The sequence below is a fragment of the Bradyrhizobium sp. SRL28 genome, from assembly GCF_018596315.1.
GTDB lineage: Bacteria > Pseudomonadota > Alphaproteobacteria > Rhizobiales > Xanthobacteraceae > Bradyrhizobium.
In genome coordinates this window covers 25985-44995 of record NZ_JAHEAG010000026.1, presented here as the reverse complement: position 1 = coordinate 44995, position 19011 = coordinate 25985, and the positions used below count along the sequence as shown (strand labels likewise).

The window sequence follows — 19011 nt, the reverse complement described above, 5'->3', positions numbered from 1 at the left end:
AGGCGGCCGACAATGGCACATTGCGGAGGATTGCCGCATCTGCAAGAGGGGCATGCCGGCTTGACCGCGGACGCATTCATTCATTTGCCAGAGCTTCGGACCCGGGTAACGCATCCGGAAAAATCGCGGCTGCGCCTGACGCCGGAGATGTTTTCGATGTGGGAGCAGCGTATGCGGGCCGCGGGATGGCCCGCGGACTGGCGGCTGTCGGACGAGGTGATCGAGGCGTCACGGCTTGCGGTGCTCGGCGATCACAAGGCAGGCTGCGACCTCTGGATCTATTCCTACGGCTCGCTGATGTGGGACCCCGGGTTTCATTTCGCCGAAGTTCGGCTTGCCGACGTTGAGAGCTACCAGCGCCGCTTCACGCTGAAGATCAATCTCGGCCGCGGATCGCATGACTATCCGGCACTGATGCTTTCGCTGGAGCCGCGGCAAGGATGCTGCCGCGGGCTGGCGTTCCGCATAGCCGCCGATTTCGTTCATGCCGAAACCGCGATCCTGTGGCGCCGCGAGATGCTGCGCGGCGGCTATGCGCCGGCGATGGTGCCGATGGCCACACCGCAGGGGCCGATCGATGCGCTCGCCTTCGTCTCGAACCCTTCGCATCCAAGCTATGTCGGTGAATTGTCGTTTGCCGAGACCGCGCGCCTGATCGCGAGCGGGAAGGGCATCCTCGGTACCAACAGGGAATATCTCGTGCAATTGGCGACGCAGCTGGAAGCGCTGGGGATACAGGATCCCTATGTTGCGCAGCTACATGCTGAGATCGGCGTTGCGCCGGGCATGTGACGCAGCCAGGCGGGAGGCGACACGCGCCGCTTTCAAACAATGTTTGAGCGACCGTTTTCGCGGCGCAACCCGGCATCCTGACGCAAGTGCAGGACGAGAATTATTGGGTATAGTCGACCCCGACCGCGCCAAAGTCGTCCAAGAAACAACAACGGAAGCCGTGCATGACCGGGGACATCAAGCCACACTACGAGGTCGTCGTCGTCGGCGCGGGCGTGTCGGGCATCTACCAGATCAAGCGGCTGGCCGATCTCGGGGTGGATGCCCTTGTGCTGGATGCCGCGCCGGACCTCGGCGGTACCTGGTACTGGAACCGCTATCCGGGCGCACGTTTCGATTCCGAGAGCTACACCTATGGCTATTCTTTCTCCAAGGAGCTGCTCAATGAGTGGCACTGGAAGGAGCGGTTCTCGGCGCAACCGGAGAACCTGCGCTATCTGAACTACGTCGCCGATAAATTCGACTTGCGCAAATACATGCGGTTCAACCGCAAAGTCGAACAGGCAAGGTTCGACGAGGCAAATCATCTGTGGCGGCTCCGGCTCGACGATGGCCGTGAGCTGTCCTGCCGGTTCGTCATCCTCACGATCGGGTTGCTGTCGACGCCGACGCTGCCGCGCCTGGAAGGCATGGAGACCTTCAAGGGACGCTCGTTTCACACGTTTCATTGGCCGCATGAGCCGGTCGAGCTGGCCGGCAAGAGGGTCGGCATCATCGGCACCGGCGCGACCGCAATCCAGGTGATCGGCGAGATCGCGGACAAGGTCGGCGAGTTGACCGTGTTTCAGCGGCGTCCGAACTGGAGTGCGCCGCTCAACAACAGCCCGATCTCGGATGAAGACATGGCCGACATTCGCGCGCGCTACGACGAAATTTTCGCGGCCTGCAAGCGGACCCCCGGCGGCTTCGAGCACGAGCCGGACCGGCGCGGCTTCTATGAGGCCACGCGCGAGGAGCGGCTGGCGCTGTGGGACAATCTCTATGACGAGCCCGGCTTCGGCATCTGGCTGAGCAACTTTCGCGAGATCTTTACCGACGAGGCGGCCAACGCCGAGTTTTCCGCCTACATCGCTGACCGCATCCGCCGGCGGGTGAAGGACCCGGTGACGGCGGAGAAACTGATTCCCAGGGATCATGGTTTTGGCGTGCAACGGGTGCCGCTGGAGACCAACTACTTCGAGGCCTATAACCGCGACAATGTGCACCTCGTCGACATCAGCGAGACCCCGATCGAGTGCGTGACCGCGACTGGCCTGCGCACCAGTGCGCGCGATTACGAACTCGATATTCTGGTCTATTCCACGGGCTTTGATGCCATCACCGGCTCATTCGATGCAATCGACATCACCGGCGTCGGCGGGGTGAAACTGGCCGACCAATGGCGCGACGGGCCCTCGACCTTTCTCGGCATGATGGCCCACGGTTTTCCGAATTTGCTGATGCCGACCGGGCCGCAGAGCGGTTCGGCCTCGACGAATTTTCCGCGCGGCATAGAGAACGGCGTCGGCTGGTGCATGGGCCTGCTCGAGCACATCTGGCGCCGCGGCTACACGCGAGCGGAGCCAACGGCCGAGGCGCAGGCGCGCTGGACCGCGCATGTGACCAAGATGTACGCCATCATGCTGATGCGCAAAGCCAAGTCCTGGTTCACCGGGTACAATTCCAACATCCCCGGCCACGAACACGGCAAGACACGTTATCTCGTTTATAATGGCGGTACGCCAAAGTACGTCGCCGCCATAACCGACGTTGCACAGAAGGGCTATGAGGGCATCGTGTTCGATGCGGACGCGCGGGCATCTGTGAGGTCCGCGACCGCCGCAGAGTAAGGCGCGCGGAGAGGCCGCGGCGCCCTTGCACCAGTCAGTGCATGCGCAGCAGGCGCCTGGGATGAACGCCGTCGACATAACCCATGAACGGCGGATGGATCGAGTAGCCGATCAGCTCGCGTGCACGCTCCGGCAGTTGGCTCGCCACGTCGGCGGGCACGGCGAGCGCCATATTCTCGAGCTGCCGCACCCAGCCCACGCAATATTGCGGCGTGACGATCAGGCGCGGCCGGTCTGACCGGTTGGCACCGCCGCGGTGCCACAGCGTTCCCTTGGTGATCGCCAGCGATCCCGACGGCATGATCAGCTTGACGGCGTCCGCCCTGTTGCCCTCATCGTGCTCGGCTTGGTTGGTGAAATGAGCAGGCTGCAGCGCGCCCTCGATATATTGCCCGTCCCACAGATGGCTTCCCGGAATGATTTCGGTGGCGCCATTTTGTTCGGTCGTGTCGTCGATCGCCCAGAATGTGCTGATGCCGAGGGCTGGGCGGGGCCGCGGAATCTTCGCGGCGCCGTCGTCGAAGTGCCAGGGCTGCACCGTCTCGCCGGGATGCAGGTTGATCGCGAGCATGGCGGACAGCAGGCAGCTCTCGCCGAGTTCGGCTTCCACAAAGGCCATGGTGAGCGGATGGATCGCGAGCTCCGCGAAGACAGGCGATTTCGCCAGTAGGGCGTACACCCGGTTGGTTTTGGTGCCTTCAAAATCGTTGCGGCCGAGCAGATCGCGCGCCAGATGCGGCGCCAGCGCCGCTCGGATTTCAGCGACGCGCTCGGGCGGAAGAACGCGTTCGAAGATCAGGTAACCGCTGCGGTCGAACTCTTCCCTTAAGGAGGCGAATGATCGCCCGTTGAGCCAGGGTGATGCTTGCTCCGCTGTCGTTGCCATCGGCGCTCTCCCTTGCGAGCCGGTAAGACCACGGCTTCTTTGCGAAACATCATACGCAATTGAGAGCGCTTTTCACGAGGTATTTATGATCGCGGCGCGAACCTGTAGCGGAACGTACAGCTCGGCGCGCCCTGCATCAGGGTCTGGTCGCGCGTGAGGCCGACTTCGCTGCCACCGGCCGCAACGATATCGAAGTCGGTGGCGCAGACCAGCAGCGCGCCGAGTTCCGGCTCGCCGAGCGCGCGAAAGAATTCCGCGAAACGGCAATGCGTGACGTCAAATTCCAGCGCTTCCTTGTCGTGCCTGTTCATCTCCACCGTCACCTCGCGTTCGGTGACTTCGGCGAGCGCGGTGTGCATGGCCGCCCATTTGCGCCGCGGGCTACCCTCGACGCGCTCGCCCACGGCGGCGAACAGTTGCTTCGACCAGTCGCGCAAGGCTTGCCTCACAATCGCGTCGGCCTTTTCCCGGCCCAATTCCGTGCGCAACGCCTGCAGCACCGGCACCAGCACCTGGGCCTGGATCCGCGTCTTGTCCAGAAGCGACAGGCGGGGATCGACCATGTAATCGTCGAGTACATTCATCGCCGGCTTCCTCCCATAAGGCCCGGCCTGCGGCAGACTATTCCCGCAGCTCGGTCATAAAAACCTTTTGTGCGATCTGCCAGCGGCCGTCGATCTTCAACAGCGAGAGCTGGTCGGTGAAGAAGCGCGGCGGAATCGCGCATTTGAGCTTGACGTAAGCCATCGTCGGACCGACGAGGTCGATCGACAGCACTTCATCGTGGCGCGACAGGCCCCGCTGCTTCGGCGACGGCCTGTTCCGGACGTTGTTCAGCCAGACGTCGCGCGGCGTGATCGTCAGTTCACCGTTGTCCGCGATGCTGGTCAGCGCACTGGTCGGATGAAAGGCGCTGGCAATCTTGTCGGCGTCGCCCTCGTGGAGACCGTCGAGGTAGGACTGGATCACGCTTTCGATGGCTTTTGCGTCGTCTGTACCGGTCATGAGATCTGATTTCCGATGTTTTCTTTTGATGGGAGATCTTGCGCGATCTGGCAAGAAGCCCGGATATTGCGGACGTCACGGCGACAATAAGCGAAATTCGTTGAGCGGTTGACGTAGAAAATCTATTGCATGACAGTCTGAACCAAGCCGGATAGAAGGATGGTTGCCAGCGAAACCTATGCCGAGTTTCTGCGCGAGCAACTCGCGCCGCTTGGCCGCATCACCCTACGGCGCATGTTCGGCAAGACCGGCGTGTTCTGCGACGGGGTGATGCTGGGGATGGTGACGGAGAACACGCTGTATTTCCGCGTGGATGATGAGAACCGGGAGACGTTCAGGGAAGCCGAGGCGTTTCCGCCGCTCAATTACGCGAAGAAGGGCCAGATGATCGACCTCGCATTCTGGCGCGTGCCGGAGCGGCTGTTCGACGAACCCGATGAACTCATCGCATGGGCTCGCGCCGCGCTGGCGGCGGCACACCGGGTTGCGGCCAAGAGGCCGGCGCCAAAGCAGCCCAAAGCGTCAAGGCAACGCAAACGCTCTTGAGCAACCAGACCTGAGATACTCAGCTCAAGTCGCCCAAGCTATTGCCTGCCTTGCACGCTATCCCGCGGCAGCGTTCACCGCGATCGGCGAAGCGTCCTCGCCACTCTCTTCCAATTTCCGAGGCAATCCCGCAAAACCGCGCAGGGCCTCGGCCATCTTCGCTCGTCCGCTGACGCCCGTGATCACCACATCCACCATCATCAGGGATGTGTGGATATGGCCACGCGCCTGTAGTTGCTCGACCGGGACACCGGCGGCAGCCATCGCCTCGGCATATTCGATACCCTCGTCGCGCAGCGGATCGAACTCGCAAGTTGCCACGAACGCCGGGGGCAGGCCGGCCAGATTGCCGCGCAGCGGCGACACGCGCGGATCGGTGCGGTCGGCGGGCGAACAATAGATGTCCCAGAACCAGAACATCATCGATCGTGTCAGGAAATAGCCGACCGCATTGTCGGTGTAGGAGGGGCGGTCGAATCTGCAATCGGTGACGGGGCACACCAGGAGTTGGCCGGCTATCTGCGGGCCGCCGCGATCTCGCGCGAGCTGACAGGTGACGGCGGTGATGTTGGCGCCGGCGCTCCAGCCTGCGACCAGCACCGGTCCCGGTTTGCCGCCGAGCTCGGCCGCATGTTCGGCGATCCAGCGCGTCGCCGCATAGCCATCCTCGGCCGCGGCCGGGAAGCGATGCTCGGGCGCATGGCGGTACCCGACGCTGACCACGATCATTCCGCTGCGGCGGCAGATGTCGCGGCAGAACGGATCGTCGGATTGCTCGTCACCCAAGACCCAGCCGCCGCCGTGGAAATAGACCACGATCGGATGCGGCCCCGGCGTCGCCGGCCGATAGAGACGGTAGGGCAGCGGGCCGTCGGCGCCTTGCAGCGCGCCGCTACCGACCTCGCCGACCGGGCGGCCGGCCGGCCGTCCCTTGTTGAATTCGGTGAGGAAGCCGCGCGCGCCTTGCGCACCAAGCTGTTCGATTTGCGGAAGATTCATCTCCGCCAGCATGCCCAGCACCAGCCGCACGTCCGGTTGCAGGCGAACCACCTCACCGTCGTTGCATTGCTCGGCAACATTGGGGCCTGACAGCTTGAAGCCCAGCATGCCGCCGCCGACGACCTCGTTGCAAATGCTGCGGTAGGGGCCGACGCCGCCGGTATAGGGCATCACGCCCTGCGCCTTGCCGGGAACGTTGGCGCCCGTGTACCAGGTGTTGGCCAGCCGATGCAGCGTCATCATCGAGCAATCGGCCATGTGCCGTGCCCAGCCGGCCTGCGCGGTTTCAGTTGCTTCCATGGTCGTGAAGCCGGCCTCGCGCAACGCTGCCAGACGATCGACCACCCAGTCGACATGCTGCTCGATCGAGACCGCCATGTTCGACAGCACCGATGGGCTGCCGGGGCCGGTGATCATGAAGAGGTTGGGGAAGCCCGCGACCGTGAGGCCGAGATAGGTCTGCGGTCCCTGGGCCCAGACGCTCGACAACGACTTGCCGGCCCGTCCGATGATCGGATGCACCGCCATCATCGCGCCGGTCATGGCATCGAAGCCGGTCGCGAACACGATGACGTCGACATCGACGCTGCGCTTGTCGGTGACGATGCCGGAGGCGGTGATCGCCTTGATCGGCTCCTGCCGCAGATTCACCAGCGTGACGTTGGGGCGGTTGTAGGTCGCATAGTAGTTGGTATCGAGGCAGGGCCGCTTGGAGCCGAATGGATGGTCATGCGGGCTCAGCGCCGCGGCAGTCTCGTCGTCCTTCACCACGGAGCGGATCTTCTCGTGGATCAGCTTGCCGATCAGCGCGTTGCCGTCGACATCGACGCCCTGGTCGGCCCAGAGCTGGGTCAGGATATGGACGAGATCGCCGGCCGCCCACGCCTTCTCGAAGCGCTCGCGGCGCTCGGTATCGCTCAATTGCCAGCTCACCGCCATCTCCTGCGGATACGGCACGCCCGCGAGAGACCAGCGCGCCTGCTCGCGATAGGCGGCGCGGTCAGCCTCAAAGTAGGTCTTGCGATCGTCGGGCGCCGGACCGTTATGCGCGGGCAGGGCAAAGCTCGCCGTACGCTGGAACACGGTGAGGTGCGCGGCCTGCTCCGCGATCAGCGGTATAGACTGGATGCCCGATGATCCTGTGCCGATCACGGCGACCCGCTTGCCTGCGAGATTGACGCCGTCATGCGGCCAGCGTCCGGTGAAATAGACCGCCCCCTTGAAATCGTTGACGCCGTCGATCTCCGGCGGCTTTGGCGTGGAGAGACAGCCGGTGGCCATGATGTAATAGCGGCAGGATACGCTCGCACCGTTGTCGGTGACGAGTTGCCAGCGCTCACTCGTGTCATCCCAGTTCGCGGCCTTGACCTTGGTGCCGAAGCGGATGTCGCGACGGAGATCATAACGGTCGGCGACGAAGCCGAAATAGCGCAGGATTTCCGGTTGCGTTGCGTATTTTTCCGACCAGGTCCATTCGCGATCGAGTTCGGGGTCGAACGTGTAGCTGTAGTCCATGGTCTGGATGTCGCAGCGTGCGCCGGGATAGCGGTTCCAGTACCAGGTGCCGCCGACGTCGCCGGCCTCCTCGATCACGACAGCGGTGAAGCCGGCCTTGCGCAGGCGATGCAGGAGATAAAGGCCGGCGAACCCGGCGCCGACGACGGCGACATCGACCTGTTGCGTCGTACGGCTGTTCGTTGATTCAGAAGAACGTGCTGCGACCGCTGCGTCTGGCATGCTACTCCTCCCGTGCGTTTTATATTTTGGGAGAGGCTACTGCCGCGGGTTCAGTTTGTCATCAGGACAAATGCAATCGCTGGATGATTCGTGCAGATGCGATCTTCCAGGTCCACGCTTTCGCGAATTTCTCCGTATGAAGCAGCGACTTACCCGCCACACTCTGCGCTCTCTCAACGTCGTCCCTGCCTAGTGCGCAATTGCGCACGGGCGCAGGGACCCATAACCACCGGCGGAAGTTTTGCGAAATGCGTCTGCGACCTGTCTTATCGAGAGATCACGCGGTATGGGTCCCTGCGTTCGCAGGGACGACATGTGAGGGTGTCGCGCGCTCATTCGTTATCCGCGCTTGCGCCGTTCGCTCATGCGGCGGCGCTCGTTGCCGATCGCTGCCCAGTTCGGGCTGAAATCCAGCGTGAAGTCGCGAAAGCTTTCCACCGCGGGCGAGAGCGATGCGCTGTTCGTTACGAACATCGCGATCCTCCATTTGACGGCCGGTTGCAGCAGCGGCAGGAACGTCAACCCGAAGCCGCGCACCAGCGGCTCCGCCATCGAGGGGCAGATCACGGCGCCTTGTCGCACCCGCAGCATCGATAATGCCGTGTTCACCCGGTGCACCGGCACCAATTCCTTAGGCTGATGCCGGGGCGGCACGTTGCTCAACACGTTGATGGCGATGTTGGGCATGTAGTTGAGCAGGGGCCGCTCGCGCAAATCCTTCCAGCTGACCGACTTGCCCTTTGTCAGCGGGTCATCGCTGCGCAACGCCACCCAGAGCGGATCGGCGCAAATCATGTGCACTTCGACCGATTGGTCCGGAACGACGCCGGCCGGGCCGAAGCCGATATCGGTAGAGCCGTTCTGTAAGCCAGCCAGCACTTCCTGAATCGGCACGTCGTCGAAGCGGACGTCAACGCCGGGATGGCTGTTGTTGTATCCGGCGATCAGCTCCGGCAGCAGCGTGCAGGATAGTGTTTCGGGGGCCGCGACACGCACCAGCCCGCGGCGCAGCTCCTTGAGGTTGGTCAGGTTGTCGAGCGCCTCGTCCAGGTTTGAGAGCACACGCCGCGCCATCGGTGCAAAAGTCTCGCCGACGGCTGACGCAGAAACTTTTCGCGTCGTCCGGTCCAGCAGCCGGACGCCGACACGGCTCTCGAGCTCTTTGATCAGCCCTGAGAGCGCCGCTTGCGACAAATGCATGGTCTTGGCGGCTTCCGAGAAGCTTGCGGCTTCCAGCACGGCCACGTAGGCGCGCAACTGCCGCAGTGTCACATCCATCGCCATGTCGCGCCTCCCAGCCCCGTTTCGGTATTCATAGGCCAAGCTTATCAATCGGTCAAAAAATACACATTGTTCGATAGAAGTCGCCTCTCTATCGTTGCAGCCTCGATACGACGAAGGCCCGGCGATCCAGCAATGCGATCGCGCCAACGCGGCTCGATGAAACGGGAAGGACGCACCGCACCTTCAGGCGGCTGCTCTTCCCAAGGAATCCAACGAGGCATTCATGAAAGTCACACGCCGAACCCTGCTGGGGACCATCGCCGCCGGTTTCGCCGCAGGTCCACACCATCAGGCATTTGCCGAGGGCAGTTGGCCGTCGCGGACCGTGCGGCTGGTGTCGCCTTACGGGGCGGGCGGGGCGAGCGACATCTCGTTGCGTATCCTGGCCGAGCAGTTCGGGCGCAGCCTCAACCAACAGTTCATCGTCGAGAACAAGCCGGGCGCGGGCACCCGCGTCGCCAACGAACTGGTCTCGCGCGCAGCGCCGGACGGATACACCTTTCTCTATGCGGCCGCGCCGTTTGCGACGGCCGAAGCCCTGTTCGAGAAGCTGAACTACAACCGCAAGGATTTGCAGCCGGTGGCGATGGCCATGCTGGCGCCGTTGTTCCTGGTGGTCAACGCGCAGGCGCCTTTCAAGACCCTTCAGGAAATGATCGACTACGGCAGGTCGAAGCCGGAGGGCCTGACCTTTGGTTCTCCGGGCGCAGGCTCGCAACCGCATCTGGCCGCCGAACTGCTGTTCAGGGACGCCGGCGTCAAAGGCCTCATCGTTCCCTTTCGCGGCGATAACATGGCCTACACGGAACTGCTGGCGAGCCGTCTCGACGCCACGTTGACCGCGATCAGCACGGCCTTGCCGCACATCCAGAGCGGGCAGTTGCGCGTGCTGGGTGTGGCGTCGGCCGAGCGCAGCCCGATCTACCCCGAGGCGCTGACCTTGCGTGAGCAGGGACTTTCCAACGTGATCGCTTCCGGCTGGTACGGCTTCATGGCGCCGGCGGCAACGCCGGGCGCAATCGTCGATCGCTTGCAGGCGGAGGTTATTCGCGTCCTTGCCGATCCCGAGGTGAAGCAGAAGCTGCTCGCCCAGGGATTGGAAGCGCGCTCAGGCACGGCCGCCGAGTTCGGAAAGTTCATCGACGACGAGACGCGCAAATGGGGCGAGGTGATCCGCGCGGCCGGCCTCAAGGGGGAATAGAAAACTCAGTGCGCGTACAGGCCTTCGACGATCGGCAGTCGCGCGGCCCGCAGGGCCGGAAACAAGCCGCCGATCAGGCCTACGATCAGCGCAAGCACAACGCCCTCGGCGATCAGCCAGGGACTGAGCTTGAAGTCGAACACCACTTGGGTGAAGTTTCCGCCAAGGGTCGACGCTGTAACGCCGTCGAAAATCAGATAGGTGGCGGCGGCGCCCAACAGGCCGCCGATGGCGGCAAGCAACAGCGACTCGGCCAGCGTGCCGACAAAAGCGGGGAAGCCGCCGAAGCCGATGGCGCGCAGCGTTGCGATTTCCGTCGCGCGGGCCGCGACCGACGAATACATGGTGTTGAGCGCGCCGGCGACCGCACCCAGCGCCATCGCGATCGCCAAGGGCCAGCCGAGTTTCTGAATCAGATCGGAGGTCTGCGAGGCCTGTTCGGCGAAATAGGCTGCTTCGGATTTGACGTCGAGCTTCAGCCGCGGATCGTTGTCGCTATAGCTTTTGAGTTCATTAAGTGCGGCCGGTCCGGTGAGGCGTGCGCGCACGGTCTGGACGATGTTGTTGCGGTTGAACAGGCTCTGCACCACATTGAGATCGGCCCAGATCTCGGACTCGAATACGCTGCCGCCCGCGTCGAACACGCCGACGACGTTCCAGCGCGTGGCGCCGAACGACACGGTACTGCCGAGGTCGAATCCCTCGAATTGACGCTGCAATGCCTTGCCGACCACCACCTCATTGCTGCCGCGGCTGAACATGCGGCCTTCGGTGATGGTGATGTCCTTGCGCAGCGCGCTGCCCTGTTCGCCGATCCCGCGCAGCGGCAGGTTGGCCTTGGTCTTGGTCGAGCGCTTGATGCCGTCGACCACAAGATAGAGTTCCGGCGAGATCAGGGGCTTGCCGTCGCTGCCGCGGGCGATGCCGGGACCGTCCTCGATCAGCCGCACCTGATCGCGGCTCACCGTGCTGTTGATTTCGGCCTGCGAGCCGGCCCGCAGCACGATGGCGATATCATCGGCGCCGGCGCCTGCGATGGTGCGCTGGAAGCCGTTGGCCATCGCCAGGAAGGCGAGGAGGACGATCACCACCAGAGCGATCGCGATCACTGTCGAGAGCGAGAGCCATCGCCGCTGTCCAATGCTCCTGAGATTGATTGATGTGACGGCCGCGACTTGAAGCCAGAGCGAATGCATGCCTATCCCCGTCCGAGCGCGGTTGCAATTTTGAGCCGCATGGCGTTGAGCGCGGGAATGATACCCGTGATCAGCCCGAGCGCGATCATGAGCCCAAGCCCCTGCAGAGCGATAGTCGGCGATACGGCAAAGGCGGGCGCGATGCTAGAGAGGCTGGTGCGGAGCGCCATCGCGATCAGCGCCGCAATTGCGAGGCCAGGAATGCCGCCGAGCAGCGCCAGCAACACGGATTCGCCGAGCACCATCGCCAGGATCCGTGGACCTGAGAAGCCGAGCGTCTTCAGCACGCCGATCTCACGGGTACGCTCGCGGATCGACAGCGCCATGGTATTGCCGACGATCATCAGGATGGTGACGAAGGCGGCACCGACCACCAAGAGCACGATCAGCGCGATATTGCCGAACTGTGCCGCAAAGGCCTTGCCGAACGCCTTTTCGGTATCGGTCGAGGTCTCGGCGGTGGAATTGGCGAACATCGCGTCGATCGCCTTTGCCACGCGATCGTTGTTCTCAGGCGAGGTGGTCTGCAGGATCATCCAGCCGATGGTGTCCTTGCCGAAACTACGGGTCTCGTCGAAATAGGGGTACTGGAACAGGAGGAAGTTGGTGTCGACGTGGTCGGCCTTGCCCTTGACGATGCCGGCGACGGTGAGATCCCAGGTATGTCCGCCACTCTTCTGGCTGAAGATGTTGCTCGCGATCGGGATGCGATCGCCGATCTTCCAGCCCCATTTCTGCGCCAGGCTTTCGCCGACCACCGCGCTGCCGCGGTCGCGGGTGAAGGCCTGAAGCTGGTCGGGCGGAACCTCGAACTCGCTGCGGTACACGTCGAAATAGGTGTTCGGCTCGATCGCGAGCGCCATGATGAAGTTCTTCGGGTCCTGATAATAGCCGCCGAACCAGTTGGCGAAGGTCACCTGCCGGACACCTTCGATCGCGCGCACGCGATTGAAGTACGCTATCGGCATCGGCTGGGTGAAGTTGATCTTGTTGACGGTGATCATCCGGTCCGCCGCGGCGGCATCCTCGCCGGCCGTGAAGGCGCGGTAAAATCCCGCGAGCACGCCGAAGATCATGAAGGCGATCAGGATCGACACGATCATCAGCACCGCGCGCAATTTGCGGCGGAACAGGTTTTTCCGGACCAGGTCGAAGTCGTTCACGCGGCAAGCTCCCGTTCGACGAAACGGCCCTTGTCGAGATGCAGGACGCGCTTGGCATAGTTTGCCGCGGCAGGATCGTGCGTAACCATCACGATGGTCTTGCCGAGTTCGCCATTGAGCAGTTGCAGGATCGAAAGGATCTCGTCGGCGGATTGCCGGTCGAGATCGCCGGTCGGCTCGTCGCACAGCAGCAGGTTCGGATCCGAGACGATGGCGCGCGCGATCGCCACGCGCTGCTGCTGGCCGCCCGACATTTCGCGCGGACGGTGTTTGATACGATCGGCGAGCCCGACCACGGAAAGCGCGGTGTGAACGCGCTCGGCGCGCTCCTTGCGGTTCAACCTGGTGAGCAACAGCGGCAGCTCCACGTTCTGCGCCGCGGTCAGCATCGGCATCAGATTGTAGAACTGGAAGATGAAGCCGATATTGGCGGCCCGCCAGGCAGCAAGTTCGCCCTCGGAGAGACCGTCGATGCGATGGTCCGCGACCGCGATCTCGCCGGCGTCGGCGCGGTCGATGCCACCCAGCAGGTTGAGCAGCGTGGTCTTGCCCGAACCGGACGGCCCCATCACCGCGATGAAATCGCCGCGGGGAATCGCCAGATCGAGATGATCGAAGATCGAGATCGTCTCTTTTCCCTTGGTGAAACGCTTAGCTACGCCGGTAAGGCGAACCATCGGATGCTCGGCTGTCACGCTTGTCTCCCTTGAGGATTCCGGCTGGAGGCTAGTTCGCGGCGGTGGTCTCGGTGGTGCCCTTTACCTTGGCGTCAGCCAGGAAATTCACCTTCACCGCCATGTCGGGCAGAATGCGCGGGTCCTTCTTGTCGAAGCGGATGCGCACCTTGACCGTGGCCTTCTCGCGGTTCGCGGTCGGAACGATGGCGATCACAGAGGCGGGAATGGTCCAGTCCGGATAGGCATCCAGCATCGCGTTCACGGCGCCGCCGGGGACGACGCGGCCGATGAAAGCTTCGTTGACGTCGACTTCGATTTCGATCGAATCCATGTCGACGATGGTGCAGATGCCGGTGCGGGTGTAGCCACCGACCGACATCGGTGAAATCATCTCGCCCGGCTGCGCGCTGCGGTCGATGACGACGCCGGCAAACGGCGCCCGGATCTGATGCTTGTCGAGCATCGAGGCGCTGCGCTTGGCGTCGATCTTGGCGGTCTCGAACTGCGACCTCGCCTGGCGCAATTGTGCACTGAGCACACCGACCCGGGCCTGCGCCTTGGTCAGGTCGGCCTCGGTCGCAAAATTCTTTTGCGAGAGTGTTTGTATCCGCGTCATGATCCGGGTCGCGTCCTCCAGATCGGCGGTGATCGCGGCGATCGCGGCATCGGCCGTCTCGACGCGCGAGCGGGCCAGCTCATAGTCCCTTTCGGCAAGCACGCTGTCGAGCCGCGCGACGATCTGCCCCTCGGTCACCGTCATGCCTTCGTCGATGAAGACCGCGACCACCTTTCCGGTGATCTCGGCTGCGACGGTTGCCTTGCGGCGCGCGACTACATAGCCGGAGGCCGCCAGATTGCCGGCCGCCTTGTTGTTCGGTGCGGGCTGCTGGGGTGTCTGTGGCTGCGCGGCGGGCTGTTGTGCGATCTGCGATGCGGTTTCCTTCGGCGGGTCCTGCCGGCGGAACTCGTAAGCACCAAAGGCGGCGAATGCGACGACGCATGCGACAATCGCCGCCGAGATCGGCAACCAGCGGCGATTGGACCGTTCCGGCTTGTTGGCGCTGCGATCGATCGAAAGCGATCTCAGCAATTTGCTCTTGTCTTCGGTCATCATTCATTTCCATCCGGCTGCTCGCTGCATCGTTTTCGCGCGGGCAGTCTCGCTCACAGCCGGTCTACATGTCTCGCCGTAGAAGGGGGCAGGCCCTCAAGCCCTCCGTGGAGGCGGTGTCCCCAGCTCGGTTGCAAATCACGCTAAGCGCCCGCGAGCGCCAGGCGGCGCTGGTTTTCGACGACGCGAATGGCGGATATCTAAAGCCTAATGGCGGCGGAAGCAATTGCTGGAACCAGCAAGAGTTGTACGCTCCGTGTTGCCAGTTGTGGCCATGAGCATCGAGGATCCTTTCCGTAGACGCCTGTCGATCCCCGAATACGCTCAAAACTCGGCAAAATCTTGCAGCTGGAACCTGTCGCTGAAATCGGCATTCGATGGCGAAATGTCGCGGTCAGCCGATCTCGATCGCCACTTTTCCGAAATGCGCGCCGCTTTCCATATGGGCAAACGCCTGTTTCACTTGATCGAACGAAAAGGTCTTGTCGACCACCGGCTTCATTCGGTGAACCGCAATCGCATCCGCCATCGCCTTGAGGTCTTCGACCGATCCGACGGTGACACCTTGCAGCCGCTGCTGCTGCATGACCATCAACGGCAGCCGCGAGTCGGACGGCGGCGGCCCGGCGAGCACGCCGATGAACGCGATCGTGCCACCGATCCTGGTCGCCCTGATCGATTCGTTCAGCGTCCCGACCCCGCCCACCTCGACGACCAGGTCGACGCCGTGGCCGCTCCACTCGCGGGCTTTCTTTCCCCAGTCGGGTGTCGCTCTGTAGTTCAATGTAAAGTCGGCGCCGAGTGTCTTGAGACGTTCGATCTTGGCGTCGCTGGACGAGGTCGCCATGACGCGCGCGCCGCACATTTTGGCAAACTGAAGTGCGAAGAGAGATACCCCGCCGGTGCCTTGCGTCAGAACGGTCTGGCCGGGTTTCACGCCGCCGAGCTTGACGACCGCACTCCAGGCCGTGACCCCGGCACAGGGCAGCGCGGCGGCTTCGATGTCGCTGAGGTGCTCCGGCGTTCGGACCAGCGCGTGCTTTGGAAAGATCCGATACTCGGTGAGGACGCCATCCACCGCGCCGCCGAGGTTTGCGCGCATCTTTGCTTGGCTGGGCTCGCCGCTGATCCAGCTTTCGAAGAAACTGCCGATGACGCGGTCACCGGCTGCGAATTCCCGCACGCCCGGGCCGACGCGTTCGATGACGCCGGCGCCGTCGGACACCGGCACAAGCGGAAACTTCTGACGCGAGCCGTAACCGCCCTTTACGGTGAGAAGATCGCGATAGTTCAGCGTTGCCGCCTTGAGCCGAACCAGCACCTCGCCGTCACCGGGCTCCGGCACGGGCTTGTCGACGAGGGCAAGCCCATCGATTCCGCTCGGTCCCTGTAGCTCGTAGCACTTCAACGGGGTTCTCCTTGGCGCAACCGGGTAAGCGCGATACTGCCGCAAATGTTCCGGTTCCGCCAAGGCTTTGATTCCGCCAAGCCTACGGATCAGAATCGCGCGGCCATCTCGGCCAGCCGCCGATGCGCACCTTCGCGTGCGGCGCGAATCGGCTCCGTCGGCCCGGTGGTCGGGCCGATCGGCACGAAGCGCACGTCGTTGACGCCGATGAAGCGGAGCGCCTCGCGCAGATAGGGCGTCGCCATGTCGATGCGGCCGCGATTCATGCCGGTGATGAAATCGCTGCCGCTCGCCAGGATCACGATCGTCGGCCTGTCCTTGAACAGCGGCAGATACCCTTGCGCCGGATCGAAGCGGAACGCCAGCCCGGGCTGCGTGATCACGTCGATCCATTGTTTCAACTTGTAGGGAATGCCAAAATTCCACATCGGCGTCGAAATCAGCACGCGGTCGGCGAGCGCGAACCGGAGTGCGATGCGCTCGGTGACCGCAAAGGCGTCGCGCTGCGAATCCGTGAATGCCCGGCCGCCGATGCGGGCATATTTGGCCTCCAGTACATAACCCTCGAACTCCGGCAGGTGATCCCGCCACAGGTTCATCACGTCAATGTCCCAGTCCGGCCGTGCCTCGCGGAAGCGATCAATAAAGACCCGCGCGCCGGCGGAGGATTCCGAGTCGGCCCGCGGCGAGCAGCTCAGGTGAAAGAGTTTTGGCATGGCCGAGCTCTGGTCATCCCAGTCCCCTGAGCACCGCATCCGCGTTGGTGACGACGGCAACGTTCTGCATCGCAAAGTTGATGGAGGCGTTGTGCCAGTCCGCATTCATCGTCGAGCAGCAATCCTCGGGAACGATCATGAAGTAGCCCTTGTCGGCGCCGGTGCGGGCGGTGTGCTCGACCGACATGTTGGTCCAGGCGCCGGTGTTGATGATCATGTCGCGGCCAGTCGCCTTGAGAATGGTCTCCAGCCGCGTGCCTTCCCAGGCGCTCATGCGCATCTTCTCGACGACGAAATCGCCGGCGCGCGGCTCGAGCCCCGAAACCGGCGCGGCGCCCCAGCTTCCGCGCACCATCGCGTTGCTATCGACCAGTCCTTCGAACAGCGGCGCATTGAGTGTGACGCCGGGCGCGCCCGGCTCGACGATGAACCAGACATGGATGATGACGACACCGCGCGCCCGCGCCGCCTCGGCGAGGCGGCGGACATTGTCGACCACCCGCTGCTGGCGCGCGTGCCCAGGCGAGCCGGAATCGGCGAACGCGCCGCCCTCCATGATCACGTCGTTTTGCAGATCCTGAATGATCATCGCGCAGCGCCGTGGATCGAGCTGCATGTCGCCACTGGCCAGTTGAGGCGAGGCGGGCGCAGCAGAGCCGGCATCAGGACCGGTCGAAGTCCGGCCGCTCATATAGGGTTCGTGGCGCGGGCCAGCCTTGACCGGGATCGCGTACACCGAATGTGTCGCAGTCAGATAGAGCGTGCGAAACTCAGGTCCGCCCCAGGCGAGATTGGAGACGAGCTCGGGAACGCGGACCTTGCCGAGCAACTCGCCGGCAGGCGAATAGACCCAGACGCCGCCGGGCGCGGTGACCCAGACATTGCCGCGCTGGTCGCACTTCATGCCGTCGGGCAGGCCGGGTTCGAGTTCGGAGCGAATGCCGCTGGCAAAGACGCGCGCATTGGCGAGCGAGCCATCGGCCTCGACGTCGAAGACGCGGATCAGTGCCTGCGTGGTGTCGTTGACGTAAAGCAGGCGCTCGTCGGGCGAGAAGCAGAGCCCGTTCGGCTGGTCGAACAGATGGCGGTCGACCACCAGCTTTGGCGGGCCGCCGCCTGATGGAACGCGGTAGACGCCCTGGAAGCCAAGTTGGCGCGGCCGCTCGACGCCATAGACCGGCATGCGGCCGTACCAGGGATCGCTGAAATAGATCGCGCCGTTCGAATGTACGCAGACATCGTTCGGGCTGTTGAGTTCCTGATTTTCGAAATGCGAGGCGATCACCTCGCGTCTTCCATCGGGACGTTCGCGGATCAAGGACGAGGTGGCGTGCTCGCAGACGATCAGGTTGAGCTCCGCGTCATAGGTCATGCCGTTGCATTTGTTCGAAGGACGCTTGGCCTCGACGACGCCGCGCTTGGCATCCCATCGCCGGCGGACATCGGCCGGCATATCCGAAAACAATAGAAAATGATGGACCGGATGCCAGATCGGGCCTTCCGTGAATTCAAAGCCGGTGCCGACCTGGCCGACGGGCGCATAGGGGTCGACCAGGGTTTCGAATTCCGGGCGCAGCGTGACGTGCGTCATCGGTCCGTCCTTTCAGCGCTCAGGCCGGGAACCAGTTGCGCTGCGGCAGGCTCTGAACCACCGGGCCGGGCACCTGATCGTGCAGCCGGCCGACTACCATGCCGCCCTCGATCTTGGCTGGCCGGTCGTGCACCGGAAGCAAATAGCGCGAGTTGCTCAGGAGTTTTTTGATCGCGGCCTTTTCCGCGCGCTTGCTGGTGCCGTGATTGCCTGTTGTGCGCGGCTCGGCGTCGTGGATCTCGTTGAAGGGCGTGACGATCTGGTCGTTGAAGTCGTAGATCACATCGCCGCAGATGGTGGCGATGCCGTCAGCGGTATGAACGTGGATGTTCATCGAGCCTTCGGTGTGGGCGTTGGCGGCGTCGCAATAGACGCCCGGCATCAGCTCGACCGGGCCGGTCACTTCGAGATCGAGGAAGCGCAGCGCGCTCTTGGTGTGCAGACGATCGATCAGATGCTTGATATCGGGTGCCGGATATTGCGGGTGCATCAGGCCGGAGACGGAATATTCCAGCTCCTTGCGGTTGAGCACGACCGTCGTGTTCATCGGAAACAGGTCGTCCTTGCCGGCGTGATCGATATGCAGATGGGTATGGCAGACGTAGCGGACGTCGCCCATGCGCACGCCGTGGCGCGCGAGCTGGTTCTCGATCATGTTCTCGTGGAACTGAAGCCCGCGCATGCCGAGCGTTTCCATGATCTGGTTGGAGCGGTAGCCGGTGTCCACCACGACAGGATAGGGACCGCCGACGATCAGAAAGCCCAGCGTCAGGACACGGCGGGTGCGGCCGCAATCGCGGCCGAGCACGAGAAAGCTCGATTCCAGTTCGATATCACCATAGTCCAAAATCTTGATTTCAAGCGGCATGT

At 63.3% G+C, this 19011-nt stretch carries 17 protein-coding genes; 4 read left to right on the top strand and 13 right to left on the bottom strand.

Annotated elements, in window-relative coordinates; all coding sequences use genetic code 11:
- Window positions 1-60 precede the first annotated feature (60 nt).
- Window positions 61-792: a gamma-glutamylcyclotransferase gene (locus KIP88_RS32980; protein WP_214492331.1), complete on the top strand. Its 732-nt coding sequence runs from the start codon at window positions 61-63 to the stop codon at window positions 790-792.
- Window positions 793-956: 164 nt separating this feature from the next.
- Window positions 957-2621, top strand: a complete 1665-nt coding sequence (locus tag KIP88_RS32975; RefSeq protein WP_214492330.1) for an NAD(P)/FAD-dependent oxidoreductase — start codon at window positions 957-959, stop codon at window positions 2619-2621.
- Window positions 2622-2655: 34 nt separating this feature from the next.
- Here the strand turns inward: KIP88_RS32975 and KIP88_RS32970 are convergent, their stop codons facing one another.
- The 3 genes from KIP88_RS32970 to KIP88_RS32960 form a co-directional block, all read right to left on the bottom strand.
- Window positions 2656-3507: a phytanoyl-CoA dioxygenase family protein gene (locus tag KIP88_RS32970; protein WP_214492329.1), complete on the bottom strand. Its 852-nt coding sequence runs from the start codon at window positions 3505-3507 to the stop codon at window positions 2656-2658.
- Between the two features lie 83 nt (window positions 3508-3590).
- The gene (locus KIP88_RS32965) at window positions 3591-4091 is read right to left on the bottom strand and encodes an L-2-amino-thiazoline-4-carboxylic acid hydrolase (RefSeq protein WP_214492328.1); all 501 of its coding nucleotides are present in this window, start codon (window positions 4089-4091) and stop codon (window positions 3591-3593) included.
- Window positions 4092-4128: 37 nt separating this feature from the next.
- The gene (locus KIP88_RS32960; RefSeq protein ID WP_214492327.1) at window positions 4129-4512 is read right to left on the bottom strand and encodes a nuclear transport factor 2 family protein; all 384 of its coding nucleotides are present in this window, start codon (window positions 4510-4512) and stop codon (window positions 4129-4131) included.
- A 159-nt stretch (window positions 4513-4671) separates the two neighbouring features.
- On the opposite strand from KIP88_RS32960, the gene KIP88_RS32955 reads away from it, so the two are divergent.
- Complete coding sequence (locus KIP88_RS32955; protein WP_214492326.1) at window positions 4672-5058, top strand: TfoX/Sxy family protein; 387 nt, start codon at window positions 4672-4674, stop codon at window positions 5056-5058.
- Window positions 5059-5115: 57 nt separating this feature from the next.
- Here the strand turns inward: KIP88_RS32955 and KIP88_RS32950 are convergent, their stop codons facing one another.
- Window positions 5116-7794, bottom strand: a complete 2679-nt coding sequence (locus KIP88_RS32950; protein ID WP_214492325.1) for an alpha/beta hydrolase fold domain-containing protein — start codon at window positions 7792-7794, stop codon at window positions 5116-5118.
- Window positions 7795-8133: 339 nt separating this feature from the next.
- Complete coding sequence (locus KIP88_RS32945; protein WP_214492324.1) at window positions 8134-9078, bottom strand: LysR family transcriptional regulator; 945 nt, start codon at window positions 9076-9078, stop codon at window positions 8134-8136.
- Window positions 9079-9301: 223 nt separating this feature from the next.
- Between KIP88_RS32945 and KIP88_RS32940 the strand changes: the two genes are divergently transcribed.
- Window positions 9302-10279 carry a tripartite tricarboxylate transporter substrate binding protein gene (locus KIP88_RS32940; protein WP_214492323.1) on the top strand — a complete coding sequence of 326 codons (978 nt, stop codon included), beginning with the start codon at window positions 9302-9304 and terminating at the stop codon, window positions 10277-10279.
- Between the two features lie 5 nt (window positions 10280-10284).
- On the opposite strand, the gene KIP88_RS32935 is transcribed toward KIP88_RS32940, so the two are convergent.
- The 8 genes from KIP88_RS32935 to KIP88_RS32900 all read right to left on the bottom strand — a co-directional run bounded on the left by KIP88_RS32935 (window position 10285) and on the right by KIP88_RS32900 (window position 19009).
- Entirely contained in the window at window positions 10285-11475 is a 1191-nt protein-coding gene (locus KIP88_RS32935) for an ABC transporter permease (RefSeq protein ID WP_214492322.1), read from the bottom strand.
- Between the two features lie 2 nt (window positions 11476-11477).
- Window positions 11478-12638 carry an ABC transporter permease gene (locus KIP88_RS32930; RefSeq protein WP_214492321.1) on the bottom strand — a complete coding sequence of 387 codons (1161 nt, stop codon included), beginning with the start codon at window positions 12636-12638 and terminating at the stop codon, window positions 11478-11480.
- A complete protein-coding gene (locus KIP88_RS32925) occupies window positions 12635-13315 on the bottom strand; it encodes an ABC transporter ATP-binding protein (protein ID WP_214492377.1) in 681 nt (226 codons plus the stop codon). The genes KIP88_RS32930 and KIP88_RS32925 overlap by 4 nt, the downstream gene beginning before the upstream one ends.
- 49 nt (window positions 13316-13364) lie before the next feature.
- On the bottom strand, window positions 13365-14426 hold the full coding sequence (locus KIP88_RS32920; protein ID WP_214492320.1) for an efflux RND transporter periplasmic adaptor subunit: 1062 nt from the start codon (window positions 14424-14426) through the stop codon (window positions 13365-13367).
- Between the two features lie 394 nt (window positions 14427-14820).
- Window positions 14821-15834, bottom strand: a complete 1014-nt coding sequence (locus KIP88_RS32915; protein ID WP_214492319.1) for an NAD(P)-dependent alcohol dehydrogenase — start codon at window positions 15832-15834, stop codon at window positions 14821-14823.
- An 89-nt stretch (window positions 15835-15923) separates the two neighbouring features.
- Window positions 15924-16550 (bottom strand): FMN-dependent NADH-azoreductase, encoded by a 627-nt coding sequence (locus KIP88_RS32910; protein WP_214492318.1) that lies wholly within the window; start codon window positions 16548-16550, stop codon window positions 15924-15926.
- Window positions 16551-16563: 13 nt separating this feature from the next.
- The gene (locus KIP88_RS32905; protein ID WP_214492317.1) at window positions 16564-18141 is read right to left on the bottom strand and encodes an isochorismatase family protein; all 1578 of its coding nucleotides are present in this window, start codon (window positions 18139-18141) and stop codon (window positions 16564-16566) included.
- Window positions 18142-18160: 19 nt separating this feature from the next.
- Window positions 18161-19009, bottom strand: a complete 849-nt coding sequence (locus KIP88_RS32900; protein ID WP_214492316.1) for an MBL fold metallo-hydrolase — start codon at window positions 19007-19009, stop codon at window positions 18161-18163.
- Between the last annotated feature and the right edge of the window lie 2 nt (window positions 19010-19011).

What these genes read in the sequence shown, in the direction of transcription:
- KIP88_RS32920 (WP_214492320.1), bottom strand. Translation starts at nt 14,426, where the DNA reads ATGACCGAAGACAAGAGCAAATTGCTGAGATCGCTTTCGATCGATCGC.
- KIP88_RS32970 (WP_214492329.1), bottom strand. Translation starts at nt 3,507, where the DNA reads ATGGCAACGACAGCGGAGCAAGCATCACCCTGGCTCAACGGGCGATCA.
- KIP88_RS32910 (WP_214492318.1), bottom strand. Translation starts at nt 16,550, where the DNA reads ATGCCAAAACTCTTTCACCTGAGCTGCTCGCCGCGGGCCGACTCGGAA.
- KIP88_RS32975 (WP_214492330.1), top strand. Translation starts at nt 957, where the DNA reads ATGACCGGGGACATCAAGCCACACTACGAGGTCGTCGTCGTCGGCGCG.
- KIP88_RS32940 (WP_214492323.1), top strand. Translation starts at nt 9,302, where the DNA reads ATGAAAGTCACACGCCGAACCCTGCTGGGGACCATCGCCGCCGGTTTC.
- KIP88_RS32955 (WP_214492326.1), top strand. Translation starts at nt 4,672, where the DNA reads ATGGTTGCCAGCGAAACCTATGCCGAGTTTCTGCGCGAGCAACTCGCG.
- KIP88_RS32935 (WP_214492322.1), bottom strand. Translation starts at nt 11,475, where the DNA reads ATGCATTCGCTCTGGCTTCAAGTCGCGGCCGTCACATCAATCAATCTC.
- KIP88_RS32950 (WP_214492325.1), bottom strand. Translation starts at nt 7,794, where the DNA reads ATGCCAGACGCAGCGGTCGCAGCACGTTCTTCTGAATCAACGAACAGC.
- KIP88_RS32945 (WP_214492324.1), bottom strand. Translation starts at nt 9,078, where the DNA reads ATGGCGATGGATGTGACACTGCGGCAGTTGCGCGCCTACGTGGCCGTG.
- KIP88_RS32900 (WP_214492316.1), bottom strand. Translation starts at nt 19,009, where the DNA reads ATGCCGCTTGAAATCAAGATTTTGGACTATGGTGATATCGAACTGGAA.
- KIP88_RS32925 (WP_214492377.1), bottom strand. Translation starts at nt 13,315, where the DNA reads ATGGTTCGCCTTACCGGCGTAGCTAAGCGTTTCACCAAGGGAAAAGAG.
- KIP88_RS32965 (WP_214492328.1), bottom strand. Translation starts at nt 4,091, where the DNA reads ATGAATGTACTCGACGATTACATGGTCGATCCCCGCCTGTCGCTTCTG.
- KIP88_RS32960 (WP_214492327.1), bottom strand. Translation starts at nt 4,512, where the DNA reads ATGACCGGTACAGACGACGCAAAAGCCATCGAAAGCGTGATCCAGTCC.
- KIP88_RS32905 (WP_214492317.1), bottom strand. Translation starts at nt 18,141, where the DNA reads ATGACGCACGTCACGCTGCGCCCGGAATTCGAAACCCTGGTCGACCCC.